This window comes from Raoultibacter timonensis (assembly GCF_900240215.1).
GTDB lineage: Bacteria > Actinomycetota > Coriobacteriia > Coriobacteriales > Eggerthellaceae > Raoultibacter > Raoultibacter timonensis.
In genome coordinates this window covers 2,245,771-2,269,115 of record NZ_LT964679.1, presented here as the reverse complement: position 1 = coordinate 2,269,115, position 23,345 = coordinate 2,245,771, and the positions used below count along the sequence as shown (strand labels likewise).

The 23,345-nt window shown below is 58.1% G+C and carries 21 protein-coding genes; 13 read left to right on the top strand and 8 right to left on the bottom strand.

Annotation, left to right across the window (positions count from 1 at the left end):
• Positions 1 to 40 precede the first annotated feature (40 nt).
• Positions 41 to 388, bottom strand: a complete 348-nt coding sequence (locus C1722_RS09980; protein ID WP_102379505.1) for a guanylate cyclase — start codon at positions 386 to 388, stop codon at positions 41 to 43.
• 264 nt (positions 389 to 652) lie between these two features.
• Positions 653 to 2,491: an oleate hydratase gene (locus C1722_RS09975; RefSeq protein ID WP_483407207.1), complete on the bottom strand. Its 1,839-nt coding sequence runs from the start codon at positions 2,489 to 2,491 to the stop codon at positions 653 to 655.
• Between the two features lie 756 nt (positions 2,492 to 3,247).
• Between C1722_RS09975 and sstT the strand changes: the two genes are divergently transcribed.
• The 8 genes from sstT (at position 3,248) to C1722_RS09935 (ending at position 12,406) form a co-directional block, all read left to right on the top strand.
• The gene (gene sstT, locus C1722_RS09970; protein WP_244902520.1) at positions 3,248 to 4,285 is read left to right on the top strand and encodes a serine/threonine transporter SstT; all 1,038 of its coding nucleotides are present in this window, start codon (positions 3,248 to 3,250) and stop codon (positions 4,283 to 4,285) included.
• Entirely contained in the window at positions 4,272 to 4,940 is a 669-nt protein-coding gene (locus C1722_RS09965) for a TorD/DmsD family molecular chaperone (protein ID WP_102379100.1), read from the top strand. The genes sstT and C1722_RS09965 overlap by 14 nt, the downstream gene beginning before the upstream one ends.
• 37 nt (positions 4,941 to 4,977) lie before the next feature.
• On the top strand, positions 4,978 to 6,645 hold the full coding sequence (locus C1722_RS09960) for an ATP-binding protein (protein WP_102379099.1): 1,668 nt from the start codon (positions 4,978 to 4,980) through the stop codon (positions 6,643 to 6,645).
• Between the two features lie 41 nt (positions 6,646 to 6,686).
• Positions 6,687 to 7,391, top strand: a complete 705-nt coding sequence (locus C1722_RS09955; protein WP_102379098.1) for a response regulator transcription factor — start codon at positions 6,687 to 6,689, stop codon at positions 7,389 to 7,391.
• A 313-nt stretch (positions 7,392 to 7,704) separates the two neighbouring features.
• On the top strand, positions 7,705 to 7,887 hold the full coding sequence (locus C1722_RS09950; RefSeq protein ID WP_102379097.1) for a hypothetical protein: 183 nt from the start codon (positions 7,705 to 7,707) through the stop codon (positions 7,885 to 7,887).
• A 175-nt stretch (positions 7,888 to 8,062) separates the two neighbouring features.
• Positions 8,063 to 8,788: a B3/B4 domain-containing protein gene (locus tag C1722_RS09945; RefSeq protein ID WP_102379096.1), complete on the top strand. Its 726-nt coding sequence runs from the start codon at positions 8,063 to 8,065 to the stop codon at positions 8,786 to 8,788.
• Positions 8,789 to 9,247: 459 nt separating this feature from the next.
• The gene (locus C1722_RS09940; RefSeq protein ID WP_102379095.1) at positions 9,248 to 10,867 is read left to right on the top strand and encodes an FAD-binding protein; all 1,620 of its coding nucleotides are present in this window, start codon (positions 9,248 to 9,250) and stop codon (positions 10,865 to 10,867) included.
• Positions 10,868 to 10,975: 108 nt separating this feature from the next.
• Positions 10,976 to 12,406: a helix-turn-helix transcriptional regulator gene (locus tag C1722_RS09935; protein ID WP_102379094.1), complete on the top strand. Its 1,431-nt coding sequence runs from the start codon at positions 10,976 to 10,978 to the stop codon at positions 12,404 to 12,406.
• Here the strand turns inward: C1722_RS09935 and C1722_RS09930 are convergent.
• Positions 12,325 to 13,197, bottom strand: coding sequence for a ZIP family metal transporter (locus tag C1722_RS09930; protein ID WP_425319378.1), 873 nt, complete (start codon positions 13,195 to 13,197; stop codon positions 12,325 to 12,327). The two genes, C1722_RS09935 and C1722_RS09930, sit on opposite strands and share 82 nt — an antisense overlap.
• A gap of 158 nt (positions 13,198 to 13,355) precedes the next feature.
• Complete coding sequence (locus C1722_RS09925; protein ID WP_102379093.1) at positions 13,356 to 14,345, bottom strand: hypothetical protein; 990 nt, start codon at positions 14,343 to 14,345, stop codon at positions 13,356 to 13,358.
• Positions 14,346 to 14,487: 142 nt separating this feature from the next.
• Here C1722_RS09925 and C1722_RS09920 point away from each other — a divergent pair, with 142 nt between their 5' ends.
• The 3 genes from C1722_RS09920 (at position 14,488) to rpsI (ending at position 16,043) form a co-directional block, all read left to right on the top strand.
• Positions 14,488 to 14,766, top strand: a complete 279-nt coding sequence (locus C1722_RS09920; RefSeq protein WP_102379092.1) for a homocitrate synthase — start codon at positions 14,488 to 14,490, stop codon at positions 14,764 to 14,766.
• Positions 14,767 to 15,213: 447 nt separating this feature from the next.
• The gene (rplM, locus tag C1722_RS09915) at positions 15,214 to 15,651 is read left to right on the top strand and encodes a 50S ribosomal protein L13 (protein ID WP_102379091.1); all 438 of its coding nucleotides are present in this window, start codon (positions 15,214 to 15,216) and stop codon (positions 15,649 to 15,651) included.
• Positions 15,651 to 16,043, top strand: coding sequence for a 30S ribosomal protein S9 (rpsI, locus tag C1722_RS09910; RefSeq protein WP_102379090.1), 393 nt, complete (start codon positions 15,651 to 15,653; stop codon positions 16,041 to 16,043). The genes rplM and rpsI overlap by 1 nt, the downstream gene beginning before the upstream one ends.
• A 130-nt stretch (positions 16,044 to 16,173) precedes the next feature.
• Here rpsI and C1722_RS09905 read toward each other — a convergent pair whose 3' ends face one another.
• The 3 genes from C1722_RS09905 to C1722_RS09895 all read right to left on the bottom strand — a co-directional run bounded on the left by C1722_RS09905 (position 16,174) and on the right by C1722_RS09895 (position 20,184).
• Positions 16,174 to 16,614 carry a MarR family winged helix-turn-helix transcriptional regulator gene (locus tag C1722_RS09905; protein WP_146040646.1) on the bottom strand — a complete coding sequence of 147 codons (441 nt, stop codon included), beginning with the start codon at positions 16,612 to 16,614 and terminating at the stop codon, positions 16,174 to 16,176.
• A 473-nt stretch (positions 16,615 to 17,087) separates the two neighbouring features.
• On the bottom strand, positions 17,088 to 18,803 hold the full coding sequence (locus C1722_RS09900) for an FAD-dependent oxidoreductase (RefSeq protein WP_180995127.1): 1,716 nt from the start codon (positions 18,801 to 18,803) through the stop codon (positions 17,088 to 17,090).
• Positions 18,804 to 19,017: 214 nt separating this feature from the next.
• Positions 19,018 to 20,184, bottom strand: coding sequence for a helix-turn-helix transcriptional regulator (locus C1722_RS09895; protein ID WP_180995126.1), 1,167 nt, complete (start codon positions 20,182 to 20,184; stop codon positions 19,018 to 19,020).
• Between the two features lie 253 nt (positions 20,185 to 20,437).
• Here C1722_RS09895 and C1722_RS09890 point away from each other — a divergent pair, with 253 nt between their 5' ends.
• Complete coding sequence (locus C1722_RS09890) at positions 20,438 to 20,956, top strand: twin-arginine translocation signal domain-containing protein (protein ID WP_102379086.1); 519 nt, start codon at positions 20,438 to 20,440, stop codon at positions 20,954 to 20,956.
• Positions 20,953 to 21,615 (top strand): antibiotic biosynthesis monooxygenase family protein, encoded by a 663-nt coding sequence (locus C1722_RS09885; RefSeq protein WP_102379085.1) that lies wholly within the window; start codon positions 20,953 to 20,955, stop codon positions 21,613 to 21,615. The genes C1722_RS09890 and C1722_RS09885 overlap by 4 nt, the downstream gene beginning before the upstream one ends.
• A gap of 111 nt (positions 21,616 to 21,726) precedes the next feature.
• On the opposite strand, the gene C1722_RS09880 is transcribed toward C1722_RS09885, so the two are convergent.
• On the bottom strand, positions 21,727 to 23,345 hold a 1,619-nt coding region (locus C1722_RS09880; RefSeq protein ID WP_102379084.1), incomplete at its 5' end, for an FAD-dependent oxidoreductase.

Sequence of the window (23,345 nt, the reverse complement as noted above, 5' to 3'; positions counted from 1 at the left end):
ACGCCGGGCGTTTCGCTCGGCGGCGCACAGGCGGCGCGAGCTACCTCAGCCGACGCTTCTTTTCCGTCTTCATCGGCTTTTTTCGGTACTGCGGATGATGCTTGAGAAAAACCGCTTTGCAGACGAGCACGATGCCGAGAGCGATAAGCGTTACCGCAAGGAAGCTCGCCATGATATCGAGTGCGAAATAATTCCGTTCGAGGAGTGCGTACAAGCTCGCAAGCGCGAAGAAGCCCGAGAGGATACCCGTCAGCCACGTGAAGGATTTGATGAGGACTTCCTTGGCCCGGTTGGGTGAAGACCGGTACGAAACCACGAAATAGACCGCAAGCGCAATGATGGCGAGCACGATGACCAACGGTATGATGCGGTACAGTCGAGCGATCACGGCGCCTCCTTGCGTCTTCACGGCCATATTCGGCCTGCGGTCAGCTTGATCAGTCCATGATATCACGACGGTCCCGCGATTTCGGTTTCGTCACGGATCCGAAAATCGAAGCAAGCGCAACGGAATCCAGAAAGCGCAATGCTGCGCGGAAGCGCTCTCGGCCCAACCGCGAAGCGGGGCCGACGGGCCGACGCCCGCCAGCCCCGCAAGACGTACGCAACCCGCGCAGGCGAATGCACAGGTTGCGGCAACGGCTCGAACAACCTACACCAAATGGCTCCCCTTGAGCAGGTCGCCGATGTAGGTGCCTTCGGTTTTCCGCACGAATCCGTCGACGATCTTCTGCTCGACGAACGGCAGATCCATATCGACGAGCATCTTGCGATCGGACAGATAGTAGATCGAGTTGGCGATGGCGCGCAGATCGTAGGCCGAGGCGAACGTCTCGGGAACGCCGCGCTCGATGTCCAAGAGCTGGTACACCGCCTCCATGGCCGTGCGAACCGAATACTCGGTCGTGAACACCGTATCGCGCTCGGTCTCGGCGAAGTTGCCGATGAACGCGAGGTTCTTGGAACCCTTCGGCACGACGAGCGGACGGTCGCCCGGAGATCGCAGCATGAAGTACGAGGTGATGAAGGGCATGTACACGGGAACGACCGTGCACGACCCGTGGGCCATGGCATCGATCTTGTCGTCGGGCACGCCTAGATGGAACAGCAGCTCTTGCGCGATCTCCTCGCCGGTGCATTCCTCGATGGGCTTCTTCACGTAGTTGCCCGGCACGTTGGAAAGCAGGCCGTACACCCACATGACCGTCTGCTCGCCGCCCTGCTCCTTGAAGTGGGGCTGACGATGGATGGTGAAGCTCATGAGCCAGTTGGAATCCTTCACGGTGATGATGCCGCCCGTCACGATCTTGCCGGTGCGCAGCTCCCGGTGCGTCAACCGCTCGATATACGGGTCGATCTCCCCGTTTTGCCAGGTAGCCGTCGCCGAGACGAACCAGCTTTCCTGGGGCAGGTTATCGCAGAACGCATCGGGGTTGCCGAATTCGAGCGACTGTTTGGCGAGGTTCTTCCACAGGGTCCAGCTGCCGCCCAGATCATGGGTGATGGGAGCGGGCTTGTCGTGGGCGCCCTGCGTGGAGCTTTCGGTGATAGAGCCGTTCGTCACGAATACCAGATCGTTTTCAGTCAACTCGATCTCGGCGGTCTTGCCGTCTTTCTCGGTGAGCAGCTTGCGGGCTACCTTGTTTCCGCCCGTGAAATCGATCGGGATATCCGTGACCCGGATACCGTACTCGAAACGAACGCCCTTGTCCTCCAAAAACGAAACAAGGGGCTTCACGAGGGATTCGTACTGGTTGTACCGCGTGAACTTGAGCGCGGTGAAATCGGGGAGCCCTTTGATGTGGTGAATGAAGCGCATGATGTAGCGGCGCATCTCGATCGCCGAGTGCCAGCGTTCGAACGCGAACATCGAGCACCAGTACAGCCAGAAGTTCGATTCGAAGAACTCGTCGCCGAACACGTCTTCGATGCGTTTGCCCTCAAGCGTGTCCTCCGAGGCCATCCAGAGCTCGACGAGTTCTTTCTGGGCCTTCTTAGACAGCGTGAAATCCCCGTCGTCTTCGGCGCGCTCGCCGCGGTTGCAGATGATGCGGCAGTTGGACGAGTTCGGATCGTCGTGGTCGAGCCAGTAGAACTCGTCGAGCACCGATGCGNTCCAGAGCGTCGAGACCGCCACCACGTCCAGATCGTTCTGCACGTAAGCGCTTACGATCTCGTCGGTGCGGTCATCGACGATGAGGTCGAGGTAACGCGGCTCGCCCTGCTCTGCCGGAAGCTCGAACGCGAACGATACGCCCGAGCCGCTTTCGGAATTCGGCTCGCCGAACCGCTCGACGAAGGCCGAGTAGCTGCGCGACGTTTCAAAGAATCCGGCCGCCTCGTCTTCGGTGAGCACGCGGTCGATCGACACGAACTTTTCAGGATATCCCCCGATGAAGCGTACCTCGTAATCGAGGGAAATGTCGGTAAAAACCTGTATGCCCTGCTCCCCCGACGCTTCCGCCGCCCTTGCGCGCTCATCGTCGAGCATTGCCGCGCAGCGATATTCGGCAGAGTACAACGTAACGTTCTTTATTCCCACATCGCCCTCGTCGGCATCGTTTCGGTAGACGAGCTCGAAAAAACACCAATAGGAGCGTTCCCCCGATACTACGGGAAAGCCCGAACTCACCTCTGCGGTCTTCACGCCGTGGTCGGTCGAGTACGAGCCCGCCACCGTACCGCCATCGCGCTTGCATACGTCGGTCGGGCCGGGATAGGCCTCGAAGAGCTCCTCTATCTGCCGGTCGAGATCGACATGCGAATCTCGCACGTTCGGAGCGAAAGCCGCTCGAATCGCCGCCGCATCGCGTGCATCCACCGCGGCGAAAAAGCCGTCGACGGCTTCGTTGAACAAACGCTCCTCCTCGCTCACATAGCCCTCGCCTGCACCCCGCCCGAGCAGATCTTCCGCAAGTCCGCAACTACAGCAAGCAAGGCAGAGCGCCGCAAGAGCGCCGACCATCCAAAACCGCACGAACCGTTTCATATTCGTTTCACCTGAGGTCCCGTACGCGCTTGTTGAGCGCGTTTCGCCGATCGGATAAAGCACTGTCCACTATAGACCGATCGGATGCATCGAGCGAGGCGAAAAACGCAAGCAGGCGGCTAAAGGAACGTTAGGGCATCACTTACCGAACAGATGCGCCCTTTCCCCAGCGTTCTGCTATGATGATTCGGTTGCCGCCGCCATCTGGGCGGTTGCAAGCCGCATGGCATATGTTCCCGAGAGACAGGGGTTGCGTTCGTGAAAGAACTATTGAGAAAATACAACGACATCAGCTTGATCAAGCGTATCGTCGTCGGCCTCGTCATCGGCGCTGCGCTCGGCGTGTTCTTCCCGGGAATCGAGCTCATCACGCTGCTCGGATCGCTGTTCGTCTCAGCCCTCAAAGCGGTCGCGCCCATCCTCGTATTCTTCCTCGTCATCAGCGCGCTTGCCAATGCGCGCTCGGACGGCTCCATGAAAACCGTCGTCGTCCTCTACGTCATCAGCACGCTCGTTGCCGCGCTCGTAGCCGTTGCCGCGAGCTTCCTGTTCCCGCTCACGCTCACGCTCACCGAGGCGGTCGACCAATCGTCTCCGAGCGGCATCGGCGAAGTGCTCACCACCGTCATCATGAACGTGGTCGACAATCCCGTGAACGCGCTCATGAGCGCAAATTACGTCGGCATCCTCGCCTGGGCAGCCGTGCTCGGCATCGCCCTGCGCATCGCCAGCGAAAGCACGAAGGGTGTATTCACAAGCATCTCCGACGCCGTATCGCAGGTCGTCCGCTGGGTCATCGGCTTCGCCCCCTTCGGCATCCTCGGACTCGTGTATACGTCGGTATCGACAAGCGGCCTCGAGATATTCACCGAATACGGTCAGCTTTTGCTCGTGCTCGTCGGCTGCATGATCTTCATCGCGCTCGTCACCAATCCGCTCATCGTGTTCCTCGGCATCCGAAAGAACCCCTACCCGCTTGTTCTGCGCTGCCTGAAAGACAGCGGCATCACGGCGTTCTTCACGCGCAGCTCTGCGGCGAACATACCCGTGAACATGGAGCTTTGCCGCAAGCTCGGCCTCGACAAGGACAACTACTCCGTATCGATCCCGCTCGGCGCGACCATCAACATGGCCGGCGCCGCCGTGACCATCGCCGTCATGACCATGGCCGCAGCCAACACGCTCGACATCGCCGTCGATCTGCCGACCGCCGTCATCCTGTGCGTGCTTGCCGCCGTATCGGCTTGGGTGCCGCGCCGCAGCTTTTTAACGAGGAGGCACTATGAACGAACATGAAGCTTTGGCTATGTTGCTCCGCTCTCGCGCGCTGTTGTACGCCATGCTCTCGCGTTGCTTTGGAAATGCACCCGATAAAGCCATGATCGATGTCCTGTCGAGTTCGGAGTTCGATCAGATTTGTGCGGTGTTGGATGATGGGGGAGGGGCGCTCTCGTCGTCTCGTGCTAGCATTGAAAACGAGGTCGTAAAACTTGGTCTCGACGAATGCCGTCGCGAATATACGGCATGTTTCATCGGTCCTAAAACATTGGTTTCTCCATGGGAATCGGTGTACGTAACCGGGGAGGAGCTCGTTTTTCAGCCGTGTACATTGAAAGTGCGCGACGCCTATCGTTTTGAGGGTTTTGAAGCGAGCGATGGGGCACATGAACCCGATGACCATATTGCTACGGAAGCTGATTTTCTTGCAAAACTGGCGGAACGGGCGTTGGTCGAGTTCGAAAGCGGTGAAACCGAAACCGCCTTATCAACCCTTGAGGCGTCAAGATCCTTTCTTGTTGAGCACTTGGGTGCATGGATTGTCGACTTTTCAGATGCCCTTGAATCGGCGGGACCAGATGGGGCAATCTATTGGCGGATGGCTCGGTTTGCGGTAGCATTCACCGATAATGATAAAGCGCTACTCGGGGAGCTTGTCGAAACCATTGCGTAGCGGATGGCGCTACGATACGGGATGAGTCGGGGGCACTATGGGAAGGATTACCCTCAAAACGAAATTCGTCGTCCTTCTTGCGGCGATTATCGTTGCGTGCCTATGCTTGAATCTCGCCTGGAGCGTTCAGGGCGGAGAAGAGCAAACGGAGCGGGAATTGCTTCAGCAGGCGCGTGCTCTTTCAGCCAATATGGATGCAGCCTGGAACTTCATGACCATCAATCAAGATCTCATCAATTACGACAGCGAAGGCAACTACGAATTCAAGGGATTGCAGTGCTCGATTGCTGGGCGGAGCATAGGGTCGCTGTTCTCGCAAGAAACCGACTACGTGACGCACTATGTGAGCCCTACGCCTCGAAACGAGTCTGACGAGCCCGATTCGTTCGAGGCGGTTGCCCTCGAATCGTTTGCGATCGATCCGAATCGAACCGAATACTATGCTGTTGCCGATGGCGAAGGCGGCCAAGTGTTTCGCTATCTTGCTCCCATGGTGATGGAAGAAAGCTGCCTTGATTGTCACGGCAGCCCCAAAGGTGAGATCGACGAATCGGGCTATCCGAAAGAAGGCTTGGAAGTCGGTGATTTGTACGGTGCTATCAGTCTAATCATTCCCATGGAGGCCTACGAGGCTGCCGCCTGGGAGAATACGGTCCGTAACGTTGTGTTCTCGATCGTGCTCATCGTGACATGCATTGGGGTAATCTATCTCGCATTGACTACGCTTGTAACCAGACCGTTCGGCAGATTCAGAGCTGCGGTTGCAAAGGTGGAGGCGGGGGATCTTTCGGTCCGGCTTGCGCCGGAAGCGTCTTCGCTCGAGGTGAGTGATCTTTCGCGCGGATTCAACCGCATGGCAGATAAGCTTGAAACGCTGTACACGGGTCTTGAGGAGCAGGTGTTCGAAAGGACCGAGGCGCTTGAAAAGGCGAATCGCGTTCTCGAGCTTCAGCGGAAAGACCTTGAAGCCATGAATGAGAAGCTCTTGGACGAAAACCGCTACAAGAGCGATTTTCTTGCCATGATGAGCCATGAGCTGCGAACGCCGCTAGCGGCTTCGATGGCGTTTACCGAGTTGCTTGAGGAGCGCAGTCAGCCGCAGGGTGAAGAGGAGCGGCAGCTTTGGCGGGAGATCGATGCCAACAATAAGACACTCCTGTCCTTGATAAACAACATTTTGGAGATGGCGCGCATTGACGCTGGGAAGGAAACGCTGCACCTAGCGCTTTTCGATATGGGCGATATTGCCGGCATGATGCAGGGTACGGTCGAATCGCTCGCCAACCAGAAGGGCATTGAGGTGGTATATCGGGTATCGTATGCGGTGCCGCTGTTCATGGTCGACGCGGAAAAGCTTCGGCGTATTGTCGAGAACCTCATGAGTAACGCAGTGAAGTTTACTCCCGAAGGCGGAACGGTAACCGTCTCGGGTGATTTTGATGCATCGAACAAGCGGGTGATCATTACGGTTTCGGATACTGGGATCGGTATCCCTCTCGAAGATCAGAAAACTGTGTTCGACAGGTTCGTTCAAGTGGATAGCTCTTCGTCTCGATCTTACGGGGGGAGTGGACTCGGGCTTGCTTTGGTGAAAGAGCTGGTTGAAATGCACGGCGGGACAATACATCTGGAGAGCGAGCCGGGCGTCGGAAGTACGTTTACCGTTGCGATCCCCTCCGATTTAGTCGATGAAGATGAGGTTTGATCCGTGCATGTTGGGATGGATCGTAGAAAGGCAATAACGCGATGGACAAGATACTGCTCGTAGATGACGACCCGAGTCTTCAGCTCGCCCTTTCTCATGTAATAAAGGATGCGGGTTACGAGTTCTTCTTTGCCTCGAGTGGCGAAGAGGGGCTTTCTATGCTCGAAGAGCTTAGACCCGATCTTTTGCTTCTCGATGTTATGATGCCCGGCATGAACGGCTACGACGTATGCGCGAAGATGCGTGAAAAAGGTCGAAGGATTCCCGTTATCTTTCTTTCGGCGAAGGGCGATATCGTTGATAAGAGCATTGGGTTCAAGGCCGGTGGCGACGATTATCTTGTGAAGCCGTTCAATAACAGCGAATTGCTTTTAAGGATTGAAGCGCATCTGAGAAGGCATAAAGACGATCTCGCGTTCGCTCGTGCGACCGCCCAGGGCGGAAGCGCGAGAATGAGCGATTTGGAGATATTTTTCAGCAAGTATGAAGTGCTGAAAAACGGTGAGCCTGTCGATCTGACAAGCAAGGAATTCGAGATCCTCGCGTTGCTGGCGTCGAATCCCGGCAAGGTGTACACACGCCAGCAGATATTCGAGCATATCTGGGAGACGGAAGCGACCATCGACGTCAATTCGATTACGGTGTTCATTCGCAGGATCAGAGAGAAGATCGAGGACAATGCTTCGCAGCCGAAGTACCTTCTGACTGTATGGGGCGTGGGATACAAATTCGCTGAACGGGTATAGTCGCGAGTGTTGCTGTTTTCGTTCTGGGCGGGTAAGAACCTCGCAATGTGTATGAAGATACGGTAAAGACGCATGCGATACCAGGTAAACATGTATATTCGTCCTCTAAAATGCACCACAACCGAATAACGAACTCGTTTCCTTCCCCGGATGGAAACCGCGAAAGCGTTTGTATGTCGACACCGTAGGGCTTTGAAGGTGGGACGTATGAGCGCTTTTTTCATTCGGCTGACAGATGATGAGTCGTTCGGCGAAAACAAGCGCCCGCGTAAAACGGGCAACGGGGGCCGCAAGGCCGAAGAAAGGAGGCATCATGTTCGAGAAGGCAAACGATGGCAGCAATGGAGTCGTGACGATTCGCGTGGCCGATTCGGCAACGGGAGCCTATCGAGTCAGCGCATCGACCGCGCACGAGATCGCTGCATTGATCGCGCACGAGGAAGAGGGCATGGCGTCTCGCTTGCGGACGCCGCTTCCCGTAAAACTGCCGTTCTAACCGATGGTCCTGCGCGCGAATCGGTTGCCTTGCGATGCCGTAGCGCAACCGATTCGCAATCGCGCCATGCGTCGCGAGGTGGCATAATAACCAGACAACAACGTAGGTACGCGCGCGATAGGAGCATCGTGCGCGACGCCGAGCACAACAGGAACACACACATGAAGGAGCAATCATGCAGAAATTCATTGCCGAAGATTCGTTTTGGGAGCTTTTTCCCGATGCGGCCATCGGGATCATCGTCGCGCACGACATGAAAGGCGCATCCGATGTCGATCCATCGGATGCGGAATCCATCCGCAGGCTCTTGTCCGAGGCGAACGAGCAGGCGAACCAATACCTTACGAGCAATGTCATCTCGGAAAACAAGATGGTGAAGGTGTGGCGCGAAGCGTATAGCAAGTTCAAGACGAAGAAAGGCGCGCGCTGCTCGATCGAGAACCTGCTCAAACGCGTTCTCAAGGGCAATCCCGTCGGCTCGATCACGCCGTCGGTCGATATCTACAACGCCATCTCACTCAAATACGCGCTGCCGGTCGGCGGCGAGGATATCGATACGGTCGAAGGCGATTTCCGCCTGGGCGTCACCGAGGGCGGCGATGCGTTTCTGCCGATCGGCGAAGACGAAGAGGATCCCACGCTTGCGGGCGAGCTCTGCTATCGCGACGATGCCGGCGCGATCTGCCGCTGCTGGAACTGGAGAGACGGCCAAAGGTCGGCTCTTTCCGACGATTCGAAGAACGCGATCCTCGTCATCGAATGCGTCGACCCCGAGCGCATCGGGGTGCTGAACGAGGCGCTTGACGAATTCGCCGAGCTCATGGGCCGCTACCTCGGCGCAACCATCGTCTCCCGCACGATCGTGACGCGCGACAACCCCGAGTTCGCAATCGTCGAGTAGGAATCTCTGGCCTGATCAGGCACCGCGTTCGTTTAAAGTGTCGGTGTCCGAGCGCTTGCGTTTTGTCTAGACCTAGATAAAGGTAAGCCCGCAGGATGCGCTTCCTGAGCGCTGCGAGTGGTTGCTTGCTGAAGCTCGCAAGCGTATGGAATCAGCTCCCTCGACGGCGGTCGGAATAGGTGCCGATACTTCTCGATATCCGGGGGCTGCCCGATTTTCGCTTTCATGGCGAAAGCGAAACGCCAGTTCAAAGGTGGGGGTTATGCCGTAGGTTATGAATTTAACCCCTGGATTCGAGAATGGTCGATGCGCCGCATCACGTTCCAGAGGCACCATGTGCCGCCGAGGGGTTGCGATCGACTGCTTTGGCGGCGCATGTACGCTCTTTGTACGCTGACGAAACCATCGGCGTTCGTCGCTCCTCGGTAGTGTGAACGAAATCGAGGAAGGGTATCAACCATGGAAGTAACACGTCGCGATCTGTTCAAATTCGGCGGTCTTGCAGCCGTCGGCGCTCTGGGCGGAAGCGCCCTTGCGGGATGTTCTCCTCAGGCCGGTTCTGCGGAAGCGGATGACCGTGCAGGGGGAAACGAAGCTCAGACTCCCGAATTCTTGAAACAGCCCGAGGCCATCTCCGAGTTCGCGGAAACGAAGGGGTACGACGTCGTCGTCGTCGGCGCAGGCGAATCGGGTCTTGCAGCCGTCCATACCGCGCTCGAGGCGGGGGCAAGCGTTGCTTGTGTTCAGAACATCGGCACCGCGCAAACAACGGGCAACATGGGAGCGTCGGTCGATACGACTAAAACGGATGCTGCCGGCGTGGAAGCATGCGTGGCGTTTCTGCTCGAGAAGAACGCGTACCGCAGCAATCGCAAGCTTCTCGAGGCGTGGGCGAAGAACTCCTACGAGGCGATTGCCTGGTGGGCCGACACGGCAGCGAAGGGCGGAGCGGATTCGAAACCGTACGACTCTTCGAAAGAGTATAACGGCTATACGTTTTATCTCCATGCGAACACCTACAACCATCTCGAGGGTGCACATAACGACGCTGCGCTCGCCATAGCCGATCAGCTTGCGGTTGACGGTGCGGAATTCTTTTATGATTCGCCTGCCGTTCAACTCTGCAAGGAGGGTGAGCGTATTGTCGGGGTGATCAGCGAAACCGAAAACGGTTACACGCTTTTCAGGGCTTCGAAAGGCGTTATCCTCGCAACAGGAGATTGCTCGGGCAACGAGGAAATGCGCAATTACTATTGCCCTGACCTGCGCGGATTCAAGACCATGTCAACGTTCCGTGACGGGTCGGGCATGTGCGCAGGCATATGGGCTGGAGCGCAGATGACCCCTATCAACCACAGCAAGATGGTGCACGGGGGCGGTGCGCTCACGCGCTTGCAGGTACCGTTCCTCAATCTCGATATTCACGGGAAGCGCTTCATGAACGAAGCCCTGAGCTTTGCCTACCTCAACAATCTTATGCGCGACTATCTTGCAGAATACAATTACCAGAATTCCATGGCAGCGAAATTCTTCACCATCATGCCTGCGAACTGGCAGAGCATCGCGCAGCAATGGGCCGAAGAAAACCCCTCCGAGGTGCAATTGTCCGTCGGCAATATGAAAATGCCCGATGAGAGCAAATTCGTGATGGGAAGCACCTACGAAGAGCTTGCTGCCAATATCAACGCCTATATGGAACAAGAGGATTGGGGCATCGATCCTATCGACGAGAAAGACGTCGTTGCTTCCATCGAGAGCTACAATGCGCTTTGCGCAACGAATGCCGATACCGAATACGGCAAGCGTGCCAAGTACCTCGTCCCCCTTGAAGAGGGGCCGTACTACGCCGTTCCTCGCGGCGCGAACAGCGTACCCGCCGTGCTCGGCGGTTTGGTGGTCGACGAGAACCAGCAATGCCTCGACTTCGAACGCAAACCCATCGAGGGCCTGTTCGCAGTCGGAAACGCCTCTGGCCAGTTCTATGGCGGCGTTGACTATCCGATGGATATCGAGGGGCTATCGGTGGGCCGTGCGATAACGTCTGGCTACCTAACCGGTCGCTACGTAGCGTCTTTGTAGGCGCACGAGTCCGATGCGGGCGCACGGCATAAGCTGTTCGCCCGCATCTCTTTTGGGGCAAGCCATGATCTGCTCAGCTGACATGCGAAGCCGCTATAATGTTTGTCCATGGCAGTCTTTTCGAAAACCAAATCAGCGCATCGTGTCGATCAGCTCGACACGATGATCCCTTATCTTTTCGCCCTCGGTTGCGCGCGTGTTTGGATGACGCTGACGTTTGCGGCGCCCCTGCATGCCGCGAACGTGCCGTTCGACCCTCACACCGTGTTCGATTACGGATACGCCGTTGTCGGGGTTTCCGTAGGATTGCTTGCGCGCCGCATAGCGCCTCTTCAGGAGCAGCGATGGTCGAAGCCCTTTGCTCTGACGGCCATGGTCGTCTCGTCTGCCTGCATGCTGATTGCTTCTGCCGTGCCGGTTTGGGCGGCCGTGCTTTCGGCGGTTGGCTCCGTCATGGGAGCAGCAGGATTCTGCCTTACTCTTCTGTTGGTAACCGAAGCGCTGGTTCCGTTGAGCTTGATTCGCATTGCATTGTATACGGCGGCATCTCGTTTTATCGCCGTTCCTCTTGTGCTGCTGTGCGAGGGGCTCGATGAAGTACGCCTCGGCATCGTCATCGCCGCTCTGCCGTTCATCGCGATTGGCTGCGCGACGCTTGCCTACCGAAGCACGTCTGAAGCCGATCGCCCGACGGGGGCATATCCGAAATTCACGTTCCCTTGGAAGCCTGTAGCCCTGTACGCAATCTACTCATTCGTTTATGGATTACGCGAGCATCAGCTTGCCGCTGGTGCGGGTATGCACTCGTCGATTTCGACCGCTCTGATAATGGGCGCGTTCTTCCTTGTGGTTTATTTCTTTTCAGGACGTTTCAGCGTAAGCGCTCTCTATCGATCGCCAATGCTTCTCATGGTGTGCGGCTTATTGCTCGTTCCCGCGGAAGGCTTGCTCGGTACGGCTGCTTCGAGCTACCTTATCTCTATGAGCTATACGCTTATGTCGCTACTGATCTCGCTGCTTCTCTACGATCTTTCCAAGCGCCTCGGTATTGCGATCATCGCGTTGTCGGGCATTATGAAGGCTGTGACGCTCTTCACCGTATGGGGTGCCGATTGCGCGAACCTGCTTGCGGCTTCCCCCCTTTCAGACCAAGCGCAGAATATCGTGATTATGGTGGCGGTGGTAATGCTCGTCCTTGCTGGTTCGCTTATACTGCTTTCGGAAAAGGAGCTTGCGTCGAAATGGGGCATTCGACTGCTCGACACAAACGACCTCGTCGAAGACGGCCTACGTACCGAGCGGGTCTCTGAGCGGTGCAGTGCGATTACGAAGCGCTACCACCTCAGTCCGCGTGAAGACGAGATTTTTCGGCTGCTTGCTCAGGGCAAAGCAAACCGTGCGATCGAGGAGGAGCTGTTCATCGCAAGTGGGACCCTCAAAGCTCATGTTCAGCATATTTATGTGAAGATAGGGATACACAGCCGCAAAGAGCTTGCCGAGCTTGTGGGCGAAGACGAAGACGTCTTTATCCGAAGATGATCAGCAGCCCCAGCATCATGCCGATGATGACGAAGAACGCGGGCATCTTCGAGCGGTACATGAGAATGGCCTGCGGGACGATCTCGCCGAACACCACGTAGAGCATGGCGCCNCTGCTGTCTTTTATACACACCTGGATGTGTATAAGAGCCAGGCCGGTAGCCGAGCCAGGCGCCGAGCACGGTGGGGACGCCGCTTGCGGCGGTGACCAGCACTGCTCGGACGCGCCCCATGCCGCCGTTGATAAGCGGTACCGCTACCGCCATGCCCTCGGGGATGTTGTGCAGGCCGATGAGCACGGCAAGCACGATGCCGGCACCTGCGGCCAGCTCGGCTTGGGTGGCGAAACCCGCGCCGATGGTCATGCCTTCGGGTACGTTGTGCAGCGCGATCGCACAAGCCATGACGATACCTGCGACGAAGAGCGACGATTTCGGGTCGTTGTGCTTGCGGTGCTCGGCAAGGTGGTCGGCGTGAATCAGCTCGTCGAGATCGTCATGCGTTTTCGGATGGTCCCCTCTCGATACGTGGGGGACTTCGCGACGCGTTCTGCGGTCGATAGCGAGGTTGAGCAGATAAACGACCGCGATGCCTGTGATCACCGCTGCGCACACGATGAATACCGCGTGCTCGGAAAAAGTTTGCGCCGATTCGATCGATTCGCTCAAGAGGTCGAAGCATACGATGGAAAGCATCACGCCGCCCGCAAAGCTCAAGAGCAGGCTGACGGTGCGGCTCGAATCGGTGCGAAACAACGCGCCGATGATGCCGCCAAGCCCCGTTCCGCCCATGCCGGCGATGAGCGTCACGATGGTGATGAACAGAAACGGATCCATGGCCCCCTGGTTTCCTCGCGTCAAAAAGGCGCCCGTGGATACCGGGCGCCGAGTTTCTCGTCTGCTACGTATGATAGCAAACTCTTGTTAGCCGAGGTTAAACGAGTGGGAGTTTATGCGGCTTTGGGCAAATTCTCATCTTCGGCGCCCTCATCTTCGTTGCTGCCTTCTGCGTCGGCATTGCCTTTTGCCTCGGCGGCGCCTACCGCGATGGCGATTGCGGCGGCTTCGGCGACCGCCTCGGGATCGGCCTTCGACAGCACGTCGGTTCCGTCATCGACGGTGCAGCCCGAGCAGCCGCGGTCGCGGTTCGCGTCGAGCGCATCCTGCACGGTGCCCGAATATATGGTGCCCGAATTCTTGATGTACTGGCAATCGGGGTTGAAGTGGTACACCTCGCCGAACGGCGTCCAATAGGCGAGCCCGTCGTCGGCGAGCGCGGCGGCTCCTGCCTCGGCCTGGTCGAGGTCTTCCTGCGTCGTGGGATGATAGTCGACGCCGCTCGCAAGTGCGGCGATGAGGGCGACGACGGCGACGATCGATCCGATCTGCTTCGTCTGCTTGTCGAGGTTCTTATTCGAAAGCAGGACGATGACGATGGGGGCGAACGCGATGGCGGCGATGATGATGCCGAGATCGGTCTGCACCCAGTAGGCGAGCTTGTTTTCTTTTGAGGCGGGGGAAAGGTGGTTGGCGTGCTTCCATAGCTGCGATCCTGCGACTACGAGCACGAGATCGGCTACGATCCAGACGATGATCCAGGCCATCTGGCTGAAGGCGGGCAAAAACAGCGTCCCGTTCGCAACGAGTATCGCCATGACCTCGCAGGCGATGCCGAGCACCCACAGCACGACCGCTCCGATGCGAAACGGCAAGGCGTTGCCCTTGCGCTCGGCGTGCATCTCCTCGCGGACGGCTTGCGTGGCCGCTGTCCCCGAGCCTCCCTGGTGCGGCTTCGCGATCTTCTTACCGGTTTTCGCGTCGACGAACGTGCGCTCTTTCGGCTTCTTCTCGGCAGGTTTCGCCTCGTCGGCCTCGGTCTCTTGCGCGGCAGCGTCCCCTGCGGCTTCGGGCTGCTTGTCTTCGTACTTCTTCGTTGTCATGGATCCCCTTGCTCTCAGCTTCAACCAGCGGTGGTGTCACCGCGATTTATCTCGTGAACTTTGGCGAGGCAATTATAATTCCGTATGGCGTTGGGTAATCGAAACCCCTGATGATGCAACTAATCGTTGAAGGAGAACACCCGTGGATGTACAGCAGATAGTGGGAGCCGTGTTGGAATCGGTCGCAAAAGACCCCGAGAGTCTGAAACAGTTCGGCGTCGATCCCGCCGAGGCGATTAAGGGTGCAACGGGGCTCGAGCTTACCGATGAGGAAGTAACCGACGTGGTGAAGGTGGTCGAGCCGTTGCTTGAAGGCAAGGAACTCGATATGAACTCCGTTATGGAGACCGTGGGGGATTTCCTCGGCGACAACGGCGGCGATCTGCTTGGCAAGCTGGGCGGTCTCTTCGGCGGAAAGTAGCGGATCTCCAACCGCGCTGCTGCATCGGTGTCGGACCCGCAGGCCGCACAGCCGAGCCGACGCCCGGTTTGCCAAGCAGCGCCGCCATAGCGAGCGCTCGTACCGTGCGGCTTGCCGCTGTGCGATTGGTCGTCTGCAGCACGGCGCAGGGCCGCTCATCGCGGATACTTGTGGAGAAACGCGGCTAAATGGGAGATGCGATGGGCGAAAAGCCGCCCATTCGTATTGACGTGCTCATTTCGTCATCTTACAATGCAAAGGTTCGCTTTCAAAAGCCCCGTGTGGCAGATTTGATGCGGAAGCGCAAACGGTTGGAGTCCAGACCAGCCCGGCGCGTCGGCGTAGGAACCCGGCATCCGTATGCGTCTGCAACTTTTGAAAACAAACACCCCGCAGGTCGGCAACCGCTTCTCAGACCGCGGGAGCAAGCAATATGGAGGAAATGAAGTGAAGACGTATTACGCAAAGCCCAACGAAGTTGAGCGCGAATGGGTCTTGATCGATGCAGCTGATCAGGTTCTCGGCCGCGTCGCCACCAAGGCCGCTCATATCTTGAAGGGCAAGCACAAGCCGCAATACACCCCGCACGTCGATACGGGTGACTTTGTCGTCATCATCAATGCCGACAAGATCCGTCTGACGGGCAACAAGGCAGCTGCCAAAGAGTATTATCGTCACAGCGGTTTTCCGGGTGGGCTGAAGGTCGAATCCTTCGAAGAGGCTATGGCCAAGCATCCCGAGCGCGTGATCGAGCATGCCGTCAAGGGCATGCTTCCGAAGAACACGCTCGGCCGTGCAATGGGCAAGAAGCTCAAGGTCTATGCCGGTGCGGAGCATCCGCACATGGCCCAGAAGCCCCGCGAGATCAAGATGGAGGATAACTAATGGCAGGCGAAGCTTTGTATTACGGCACCGGCCGCAGGAAGAACGCCATCGCCCGCGTTCGTCTCGTTCCCGGCACCGGTAAGGTTACGGTCAACGGTCGCGAGGGCCTCGACTACTTCGGTCGCGAAGCGCTCGTGAACTACGCGAAGTCCCCGTTCAAGGTGACCGACACGATGGATCACTTCGACGTGATCGCCACGCTCAACGGCGGCGGCATCTCGGGCCAGGCCGGCGCTCTGCGCCACGGCATCGCCCGCGCCCTGCTCGAGGCTGGCGACTACCGCGGCGAGCTCAAGCGTGCGGGATACCTCACGCGCGACTCCCGTATGGTCGAGCGCAAGAAGTACGGCCTCAAGAAGGCCCGCAAGCGCCCGCAGTTCAGCAAGCGCTAAACTTACTTCAATGTCATGGAAGCCCCCGATTTCGGGGGCTTTCTTGCGCTTGGATGCTGTGGCTTTGGCGGTGGGTCTTCTGAAGCGGCGATGCCCGGCGAAGTGTGGGGGCGGAGCGCGATGCGTCGGGCTACGAATCTAGGTGCGCGGTGATGCTGGAAGCATAGAGGCTGTCGATGCGATCGTACAGGGTGTCCAGCACGCGCAGGGTGATTTCGACGTCCCTATCGTCAATACCGTCGTAGAGGTGCAGCACTGCTCCGTACATGGTTCGATAATACTCGTGGACGGCCGCTATGCCCTTATCGGCGAGTATGGCACGAATTGCTCTGCTGTCCTTCTCGTCGGGCAAAATGGTCACGTACCCGGTGCTTTCGAGCTTTTCGAGTATTTGGCGGGTGTTCTGGTAGGAGCTTTCATTCGCCTCTGCGAGCTCGTTGAGGGTCGGAGGATTATCGAAAGAGTAGATGATGGGGAGCAGAAGCAACTGGCTGCCCGATAGGTCGCCGACGGGCATGCGTCTGAGCCGCTTCATCTTGTTGCTGAAGCTAGCCAGCTTTCTGATGAGCATACGTTTCGGTGTCATAGGGTAGTCGGGACGCATCGCATTCCTCCTCGGTTGCGGACGCACGGGTGGCTTTCCCCGATTGTACTTGCCACATAAAAAAATAGCAGAAGTTACCTAAATTATGCATGATCGTCGAAACGTAGCAAGGCAGCGCTTCGATGGCGGATCGACGCGGCGCTAGATCGGGCGGCGTTTGCAATGGTCGACCTAGGCAGCGCTCCCGAGGGCGAATTGCGGCAGTCGTGTTTTCGGTTTCGGTTGACGGTGACTGCCCTGCGATGCTTCTCTGCCACAGCCCCGAAACGCAATTCCTGCACCGAACTCGCAATACCCGTAACGGTAATATATTGCAGAATGACTGAGCGCTGCTGTGGAGCAGCCTCTCAAGATGCGGTGTCGCGTTGCGTGGCCTAGCGGAGTCAGGCCGACTCCTTGGGAACCGGCCTGATCGAGGTGTGCTGATGGGAGCCGTTTACCTATAGCCCCAGAGCGTGGTTTACGGCAACCCAGCCCATAACGCTTCCTGCGCCGATGCTGATGCCGCCATGCACATAACGGCCGCCGGAAACGCCCGATGAGCAATTGCCCGCAGCGTACAGACCGGGTATAGGCTCGCCCATCGCGCTCATCACCTGAGCGTTTTCGTTGATGGTCAATCCTCCGCCGGTTCCGCAGGTGCCCGGCACGTACACGGCACCGTAGAAGGGGGGAGTGGAAAGCGGGGCGAGGCAGGGATTCGCCAGATCGGTTCTGCTGCCCGCCATCACGCCCGTTGTAGCGACGTCGAGATGCTTTTCTCCGCGATGGTAAACCGGATCGATTCCCTGCTCGGCGTTTTCGTTGAATTGGGCAATCTCATTCGCAAGGCCCTCAGGATCGATGCCGAGCTTTTCTGCAAGCTCTTCGAGGGTATCGGCTACTACAAAATGGCTGGGAACCTCGTCCCCGCTGCTTTCGCTGCCGTAGGTTTCGTCGAAGTAGCCGCCATCCATGGAGCTGACGGTGTGACCCGGCATAGAGTAGGTGTTCCAGCAGGCCGAATCGCAGATGAGGTACGATGGGATGTTGATGTGCTCCATTTCGCCGTTATCGTAATACGAGAAAGCACGAAAGAACGAATCGTAGGCGGTTGCCTCGTTACCTATGCGGTGACCTTTCCTGTTGACCACGACAGCACCTGGAAGGCCTCGGTACATCGCCCAGTCGGTACCCGCGATCTCTTGGGCGATCGTACCGGTTTCGATGAGCTCTTTTGGATCCTGACCCGTCGTGAGAACGGCGGGCGCTCCCCAGCATGAATCCATGAGGGATACGTCGGCGCCGATAGCCATGCCCATTTTATGCCCATCGCCCGTGTTGGTGGCAACGGCGTTAGTGGCGAGTATCTTGAACGGCATGTGCTTGGCGCGCATTTCGTCGTCATGATCGAAGCCGCCGGTTGCGAGAAGGACGGCGTCGGCCCTGATTGCGATTTCATCGCGCCCCGAAGTCGCTTTTACGCCGATTACGGCTCCCGAGCTGTCGGTGACGAGCTGCGTTGCCGGTGTTTCCATCATGATTTCAACGCCTGCTTCTTCGAGTGCCGCTTTCAGCTCGGTCCACATGAAGGCAGCGCCGGTCGAGCCGTCGTCCTTGGCGAATCCCAAGCTTGCGCGTCCGAATGGCGCCCATCCCTCAACGGGCTCGTAGTAATCGCTGAACAACGGGCTGGGGTTGCATTGCCAGCCCATGGTTTCGAGCATCCAGTTCAAGAAATCGTTTCCGTTGGTGGCGAACGACTCGACTACGGCCTGATTAGCGCGACCTTCGCTTGCGTTCTGGAAATACTTCAGAACCTCTTCCAGCGAATCCTCCGCACCGGCAGCTTTTGCCACGTCGGTAAGCGGTATGGCCATTCCGCCGCCCGAGGTTGCGGCCGTGCCTCCCCACATGGTGCCCTTCTCGAGGAGGATAACCGATTCTGCGCCGAGCTTCTTGGCTGCCAAAGCTGCAAATGCGCCCGTGCCTGAACCTGCAACGACAATGGTCGCTTCCTTATCCCATGCGATGTTCTCGCTTCCCGTCGCGCTGGACCCGCCCTTTTCTCCGCCGGGGGCGCAGCTTGCGAGCATTCCCGCTGCCCCCATGGCGACGCTTGAGAGCGCGGCTGCTTTCAAAAAGTCGCGCCGTCCGATCGTTCCGTGATTTTCCATCGGTAACCTCTCTTTCGTGTTGCCGGCTTCATCGTGCCGACCATCCCTCTTAAGGCTGCATACGGCCATGACGGGGTTTCCGTACGGGTGCCGTATGTTGGGATTAGATTACCGAGCGAGCCAAAAGAAACCATCTCTCGAAAACGACGATTGTGGTGGTTTTTGTCATCCGAAAGTTATGATTACTCGGTTCGGCGGCGACTGGTGCGGGGGTTTATCTGCTTCCGTTCTTGAAGAGGTCGATGAGCTCTTGCTTCGTTCGGACGTTGAGCTTTGCATAAATGTGTTTGGCGTGGGTTTTGGCCGTACCCTCTGAGATAAACAGTGCATTCTGTATGTGCCGAAGGCTTCGGCCTTCGAGAAGCAGGGCAGCAACCTCGGTCTCCCTTTTCGTGAGGCCGTACTGTCCAGCTATCTCTTCGACGAGCTGGTCGGGGGTGCTCGGCATGGTTTCCGGGCGGTCTATCCAAGTGCTTTGGAACAAAAAGAAGCTCATCATAACTGCGGCGGCGAGGACGAACGATACGGCTTCGGGAATTTGGGGCGCCATGCGCATGGCGAACGATCCCAGCAGCGAGCCAAAGGCCCATGAGAGGTTGACCAGAGAAAAGTACATCGCTTTGGGCAAGCGCAGGCCCGATGAGGCTGTGATGGCGAGAGCCATGTAGAGCAGCTGCATGGTCGGGTAGGTCGGCATGGGGCTGTGGAACAGGTCGTTTAAGCCCGTCGGAACATGCAAGGCTCCAGCGACGAACACGAAGCCCCCGGCGATGCCGAATGCGCACACGAGAACATTCGGCGTGGTCACCAGTGTTTTTAAGGAAAAAGGACGCATGTTTTTAGTTGGAGCGGAAGGTGTTTTGAGCCCTGCCAGGAGAGCGCACGGCGCAACGATCATGAAGATATCGCGCAAGATTTGGGAGGATTCGGCGAGAATCAGATTCAGAGCGTAAAACATCACGAGGGACTCGGTCAGCACCGTTGCGAGCATGCGGATGTTGTCTGACTTTGCCAGGTTGTCGAGTCGGAGCAGCTGGCAGGCGCATGCACTGAAGGACAGCACTGCCAGCGTAGCGTGCTGAACGACGGTCCCCGACAGATCCAAAAGCCCGACTGCCGTTAAAAGCGCACAGGCGCTGCTTGCAACGATCGGTGCGAGAATGCGAAACCGCTGCGGAAAGGCATCCCACTTTAAAAGCAGCACAAGTGCGGCAATGATGATGCCAAGCGCCCCTTGGCCGTACCATGACGCTTCCGTTGCCATGGTGAGGATGGATCCTTCGGCGTGAGAGGTTTGGTAGAACCAAACCCAGATGGCGGCATCGACGAGTGCGATCTTGGACGAGCGCGAAAAATCAATGCGTTCCGACTGCAAATACACCTGCATTTTTTCCCTCCCGATTTGAAAATCGTCCCTTTCGGATGATCCATTTCGGCCATATAGCCTTTTTCGTGAGATCGATCCCCGGGCCGATCCACGATAGCATCCGAGCTACCCGATTCGTCGGAAAAGGTATGAGCGATGAAAGGCCCCACGCCGTATCGCCGATGCCGATTCTAACGCTTTCGATCGTTTGACGCCAGACGAGACTGGGCGAAGGCGGATCGGGTGCCCGAAAACGAAAGGAGGACGTATGGGAGAACCGGATGGCGTTTCTCGCCGAGATTTTCTGAAGGTTGGTGCGGTTGCCGGATGCGCTGCGATGACCATGGGAGTTTTAGGGGGATGCGCCGAACAGAATACGGCGCCGGAGGCACTGGTCGAGGAACCCGAGGATGCGCCGAAGGAGGATGCCTCTGCCGAACAGGCTGCTGCACCGATGATATACCTCATCGATCGCATGGTCGTTAAGCCTGGCAAGGGGCGAGAGGTGCATGATGCTTACCTGGAAAGACTCGAAACCGTTGCGACGGAGAAGGGCATGACGCTCGAGCACGCCATCGTTGCGCCTCCGATTTGGCTCACCGACGCCGAGAGCAACAATACCCTTGAATTCATATGGTCGTTCGAGGGGTATGGGAAACTGGCTGCAGCCATCTCCTATGGCGATGCGAGTGTGACCGAGTGGTGGCGCGGGCTCGAAGAGAGCCTTGAGAGCAGGGATCGATCCTATTTCTCAACCGAAGCCGACGTGGAGGTGCTGAACCGATGATAAACGCCCTGTATATCGTTAAATTTGCCGATGGCGTATCCGTTGAGCAAAAGACAGCCATGGCGGATGCGGCGCGAAAGCTGTGCGAAAGCGTTTCCGAGGTGGGTATTTGCGAGGTCGTGCCCGATGATTCTCCTACGAATCCCGGAGATCTGTTTTGCGAGATGGCGTTTCGTGAGCGGACGGATTATGATGCCGCTTCGTCAACCGGCGCTTGGGACGAGCTGAAGGCGACCGTTTCAGAAGAAGAACTTGCGGCCGACGTAACCTTTGTGGCTTATGGTCCCGGAGATGCCAACCTCGGCAAAGGCGAGTGCACCTGCCATCGGGTTATGCTGATGCGTCTCGTGGACGGAGTCGCCCCCGAGGTGATCGATATGATGCGCCGCCGCGTGCTCAAGGTCGGAGAATACGTTCCGGGACTCGTCAGCACGCAGATATCGGAAGTTTTCGAGTCGAGCGGTTCCGTTGATTGGAACTATGTGTACGATTGCGATTTCGATACGCCTGCGACCTTCCTGGGCAAGTACATGACCTCCCCATATCATTGGGGGTACTTGCGGCTTGTGCAATCCGACTGCGTCGAATGCGTGGCCGACATGCAATTGACCCCCTACGTTGTTACCGAGAAAGCTTTTCTTACCTCGCTATCGGATTAAGCTCGGCGTTTTGCCGAGACGCAAGAAAGCCGAGGCCCTCGCTGGGCCTCGGCTTTCGTATGCGGCCGTCGAGCGCTCCGCTCGACGGCCTTTCGATGGGGTCTCGCCCGTTTACTTCGAAGGCGTTACAGTATTGACGCGGTCGGCTTCGGGCATGGGACCGGCGAGGATCTCGAGGTCGGCTATCTCCTTGTCGGCATCGCCGCCCGCTGCGTTGATGCCCGCGATGCGGCCGAAGGTGAGGCAGCGGCCATGATTGGTGCCGGGGCAGATGGTGGGGTAGTCGTTCGAGAAGTACTGGCCGCCCGCGGCTCCCGCAACGTAGAGGTTCTCGATGGCCTGGTTGTTCTCGTCGAGGATGTGGCAGGCGGTGTCCTGGCGCAGGCCGCCTGACGCGGCGAGCAGGGTGGATACGAGTTGTCCGGCGAAGTACGGCGGCGTGTCGACGGGCCACATGATCTCGGGACGCTTGCCGAAATCGTCGTCGTTGCCCTTGGCGCAGAGCTCGTTGTAGCGATCGACCGTTGCCTTGAGGTTGTCGGCGGGTACGCCGATCTGCTCGGCGAGCTCTTCGAGCGTGTCGGCCTGGAACAAAAGCCCCTGCTTGATCTTCTCTTCGCGCAGCTTGAGCTCGACCTCCATGTCGAAGGGAACGCCGAAGCGGCGGTACTGCTGGTCGGACGAGATGCCGCCTGAGCGCCCATCGTTGCACGATTCGGCGAACGATTCAAGGGAGTTGGCGTCGTAGATGGTGAACGCCTTGCCCTCGGGCTGGAACGATTTGACGCACGATTTCGACTGCGTGTTCACGTCTTCGTTCATGAAGCGGTTGCCCTCGGCGTTGACGTGGAGGAAGTTGTAGCTCTGGGCGCCCGATTCGAGATGGATCGTCGAGCAGTGGGGTTCGGACTCCTGCATGGCCCCGCCGATCCACATGGCCTGCTTGTGGAGGTCGCCCGTGGAGATGCCGAAGGGAATGTACAGGCGGCTGTCGGCGTTCCAGGTGAACGGCTGGTAACGGGTGCGCATCTCGTCGTCGTCGAGGTAGTCGCCCGATGCGACGATGACCGCCTTGGCGTTGACCTGGGTGTAGCTGCCCTCTTCGCCGATGATCGCGCCGGTCACCGGGCCGTCGCCGTCGCGGAGCAGGCGCACGCACGGGGTGTCGTAGCGGTATTCGACACCGAGTTTCTCGCCCTGTTCGATGACGGCGGGGATGAGCACCGCCATGCCGAGGCCGGTGGAAACGCCGTCGAGGTATACGAAGTCGGTCGTGTCGTCGTAGAAGAAGTGCGTGATGGGCTCCTCGGTGTAGTCGGGGCCCTTGTAATAGCCCGCCCAGAGGGTCGGATGCAGGCCCGAATCGGCGACGAGGTCTTCGAGCCAGTCCATGCAGGCACCGGACTTCTTGGCGAATTGCCAGAGCAGCGGCTCCTTCACGCGTCCCGTCGCCCATTCGGTCAGGCGGCGCACGATATGGGCGTAGTCGGCTTCCTCGAACCAACCCTCCTCGACGTACTGCTTGACCATGCGCGAACCGTAGGCGGTGATGTGCCCGCCGCGGCCCGACCAGGTGGAGGCCTTGTCGATGCAGAGCGTCTTAGCGCCGTATTCGGCGGCGGTCGTCGAGGCGATGGCACCGGCGAAACCGCAGCCGACGACGAGCACATCGACGTCTTCGGTGCCCGTGATCTGATCGGCGGGAATCTCGGCCGGCGGCGTCATGAACG

Bases quoted from the DNA above. Each gene is read 5' to 3' on its own strand.
- C1722_RS09960 (WP_102379099.1), top strand. From the start codon at position 4,978: ATGGGAAGGATTACCCTCAAAACGAAATTCGTCGTCCTTCTTGCGGCG.
- C1722_RS09890 (WP_102379086.1), top strand. From the start codon at position 20,438: ATGGGAGAACCGGATGGCGTTTCTCGCCGAGATTTTCTGAAGGTTGGT.
- C1722_RS09885 (WP_102379085.1), top strand. From the start codon at position 20,953: ATGATAAACGCCCTGTATATCGTTAAATTTGCCGATGGCGTATCCGTT.
- C1722_RS09940 (WP_102379095.1), top strand. From the start codon at position 9,248: ATGGAAGTAACACGTCGCGATCTGTTCAAATTCGGCGGTCTTGCAGCC.
- C1722_RS09935 (WP_102379094.1), top strand. From the start codon at position 10,976: ATGGCAGTCTTTTCGAAAACCAAATCAGCGCATCGTGTCGATCAGCTC.
- C1722_RS09900 (WP_180995127.1), bottom strand. From the start codon at position 18,803: ATGGAAAATCACGGAACGATCGGACGGCGCGACTTTTTGAAAGCAGCC.
- C1722_RS09950 (WP_102379097.1), top strand. From the start codon at position 7,705: ATGTTCGAGAAGGCAAACGATGGCAGCAATGGAGTCGTGACGATTCGC.
- C1722_RS09925 (WP_102379093.1), bottom strand. From the start codon at position 14,345: ATGACAACGAAGAAGTACGAAGACAAGCAGCCCGAAGCCGCAGGGGAC.
- C1722_RS09905 (WP_146040646.1), bottom strand. From the start codon at position 16,614: ATGCTCATCAGAAAGCTGGCTAGCTTCAGCAACAAGATGAAGCGGCTC.
- rpsI (WP_102379090.1), top strand. From the start codon at position 15,651: ATGGCAGGCGAAGCTTTGTATTACGGCACCGGCCGCAGGAAGAACGCC.
- C1722_RS09955 (WP_102379098.1), top strand. From the start codon at position 6,687: ATGGACAAGATACTGCTCGTAGATGACGACCCGAGTCTTCAGCTCGCC.
- C1722_RS09945 (WP_102379096.1), top strand. From the start codon at position 8,063: ATGCAGAAATTCATTGCCGAAGATTCGTTTTGGGAGCTTTTTCCCGAT.
- C1722_RS09965 (WP_102379100.1), top strand. From the start codon at position 4,272: ATGAACGAACATGAAGCTTTGGCTATGTTGCTCCGCTCTCGCGCGCTG.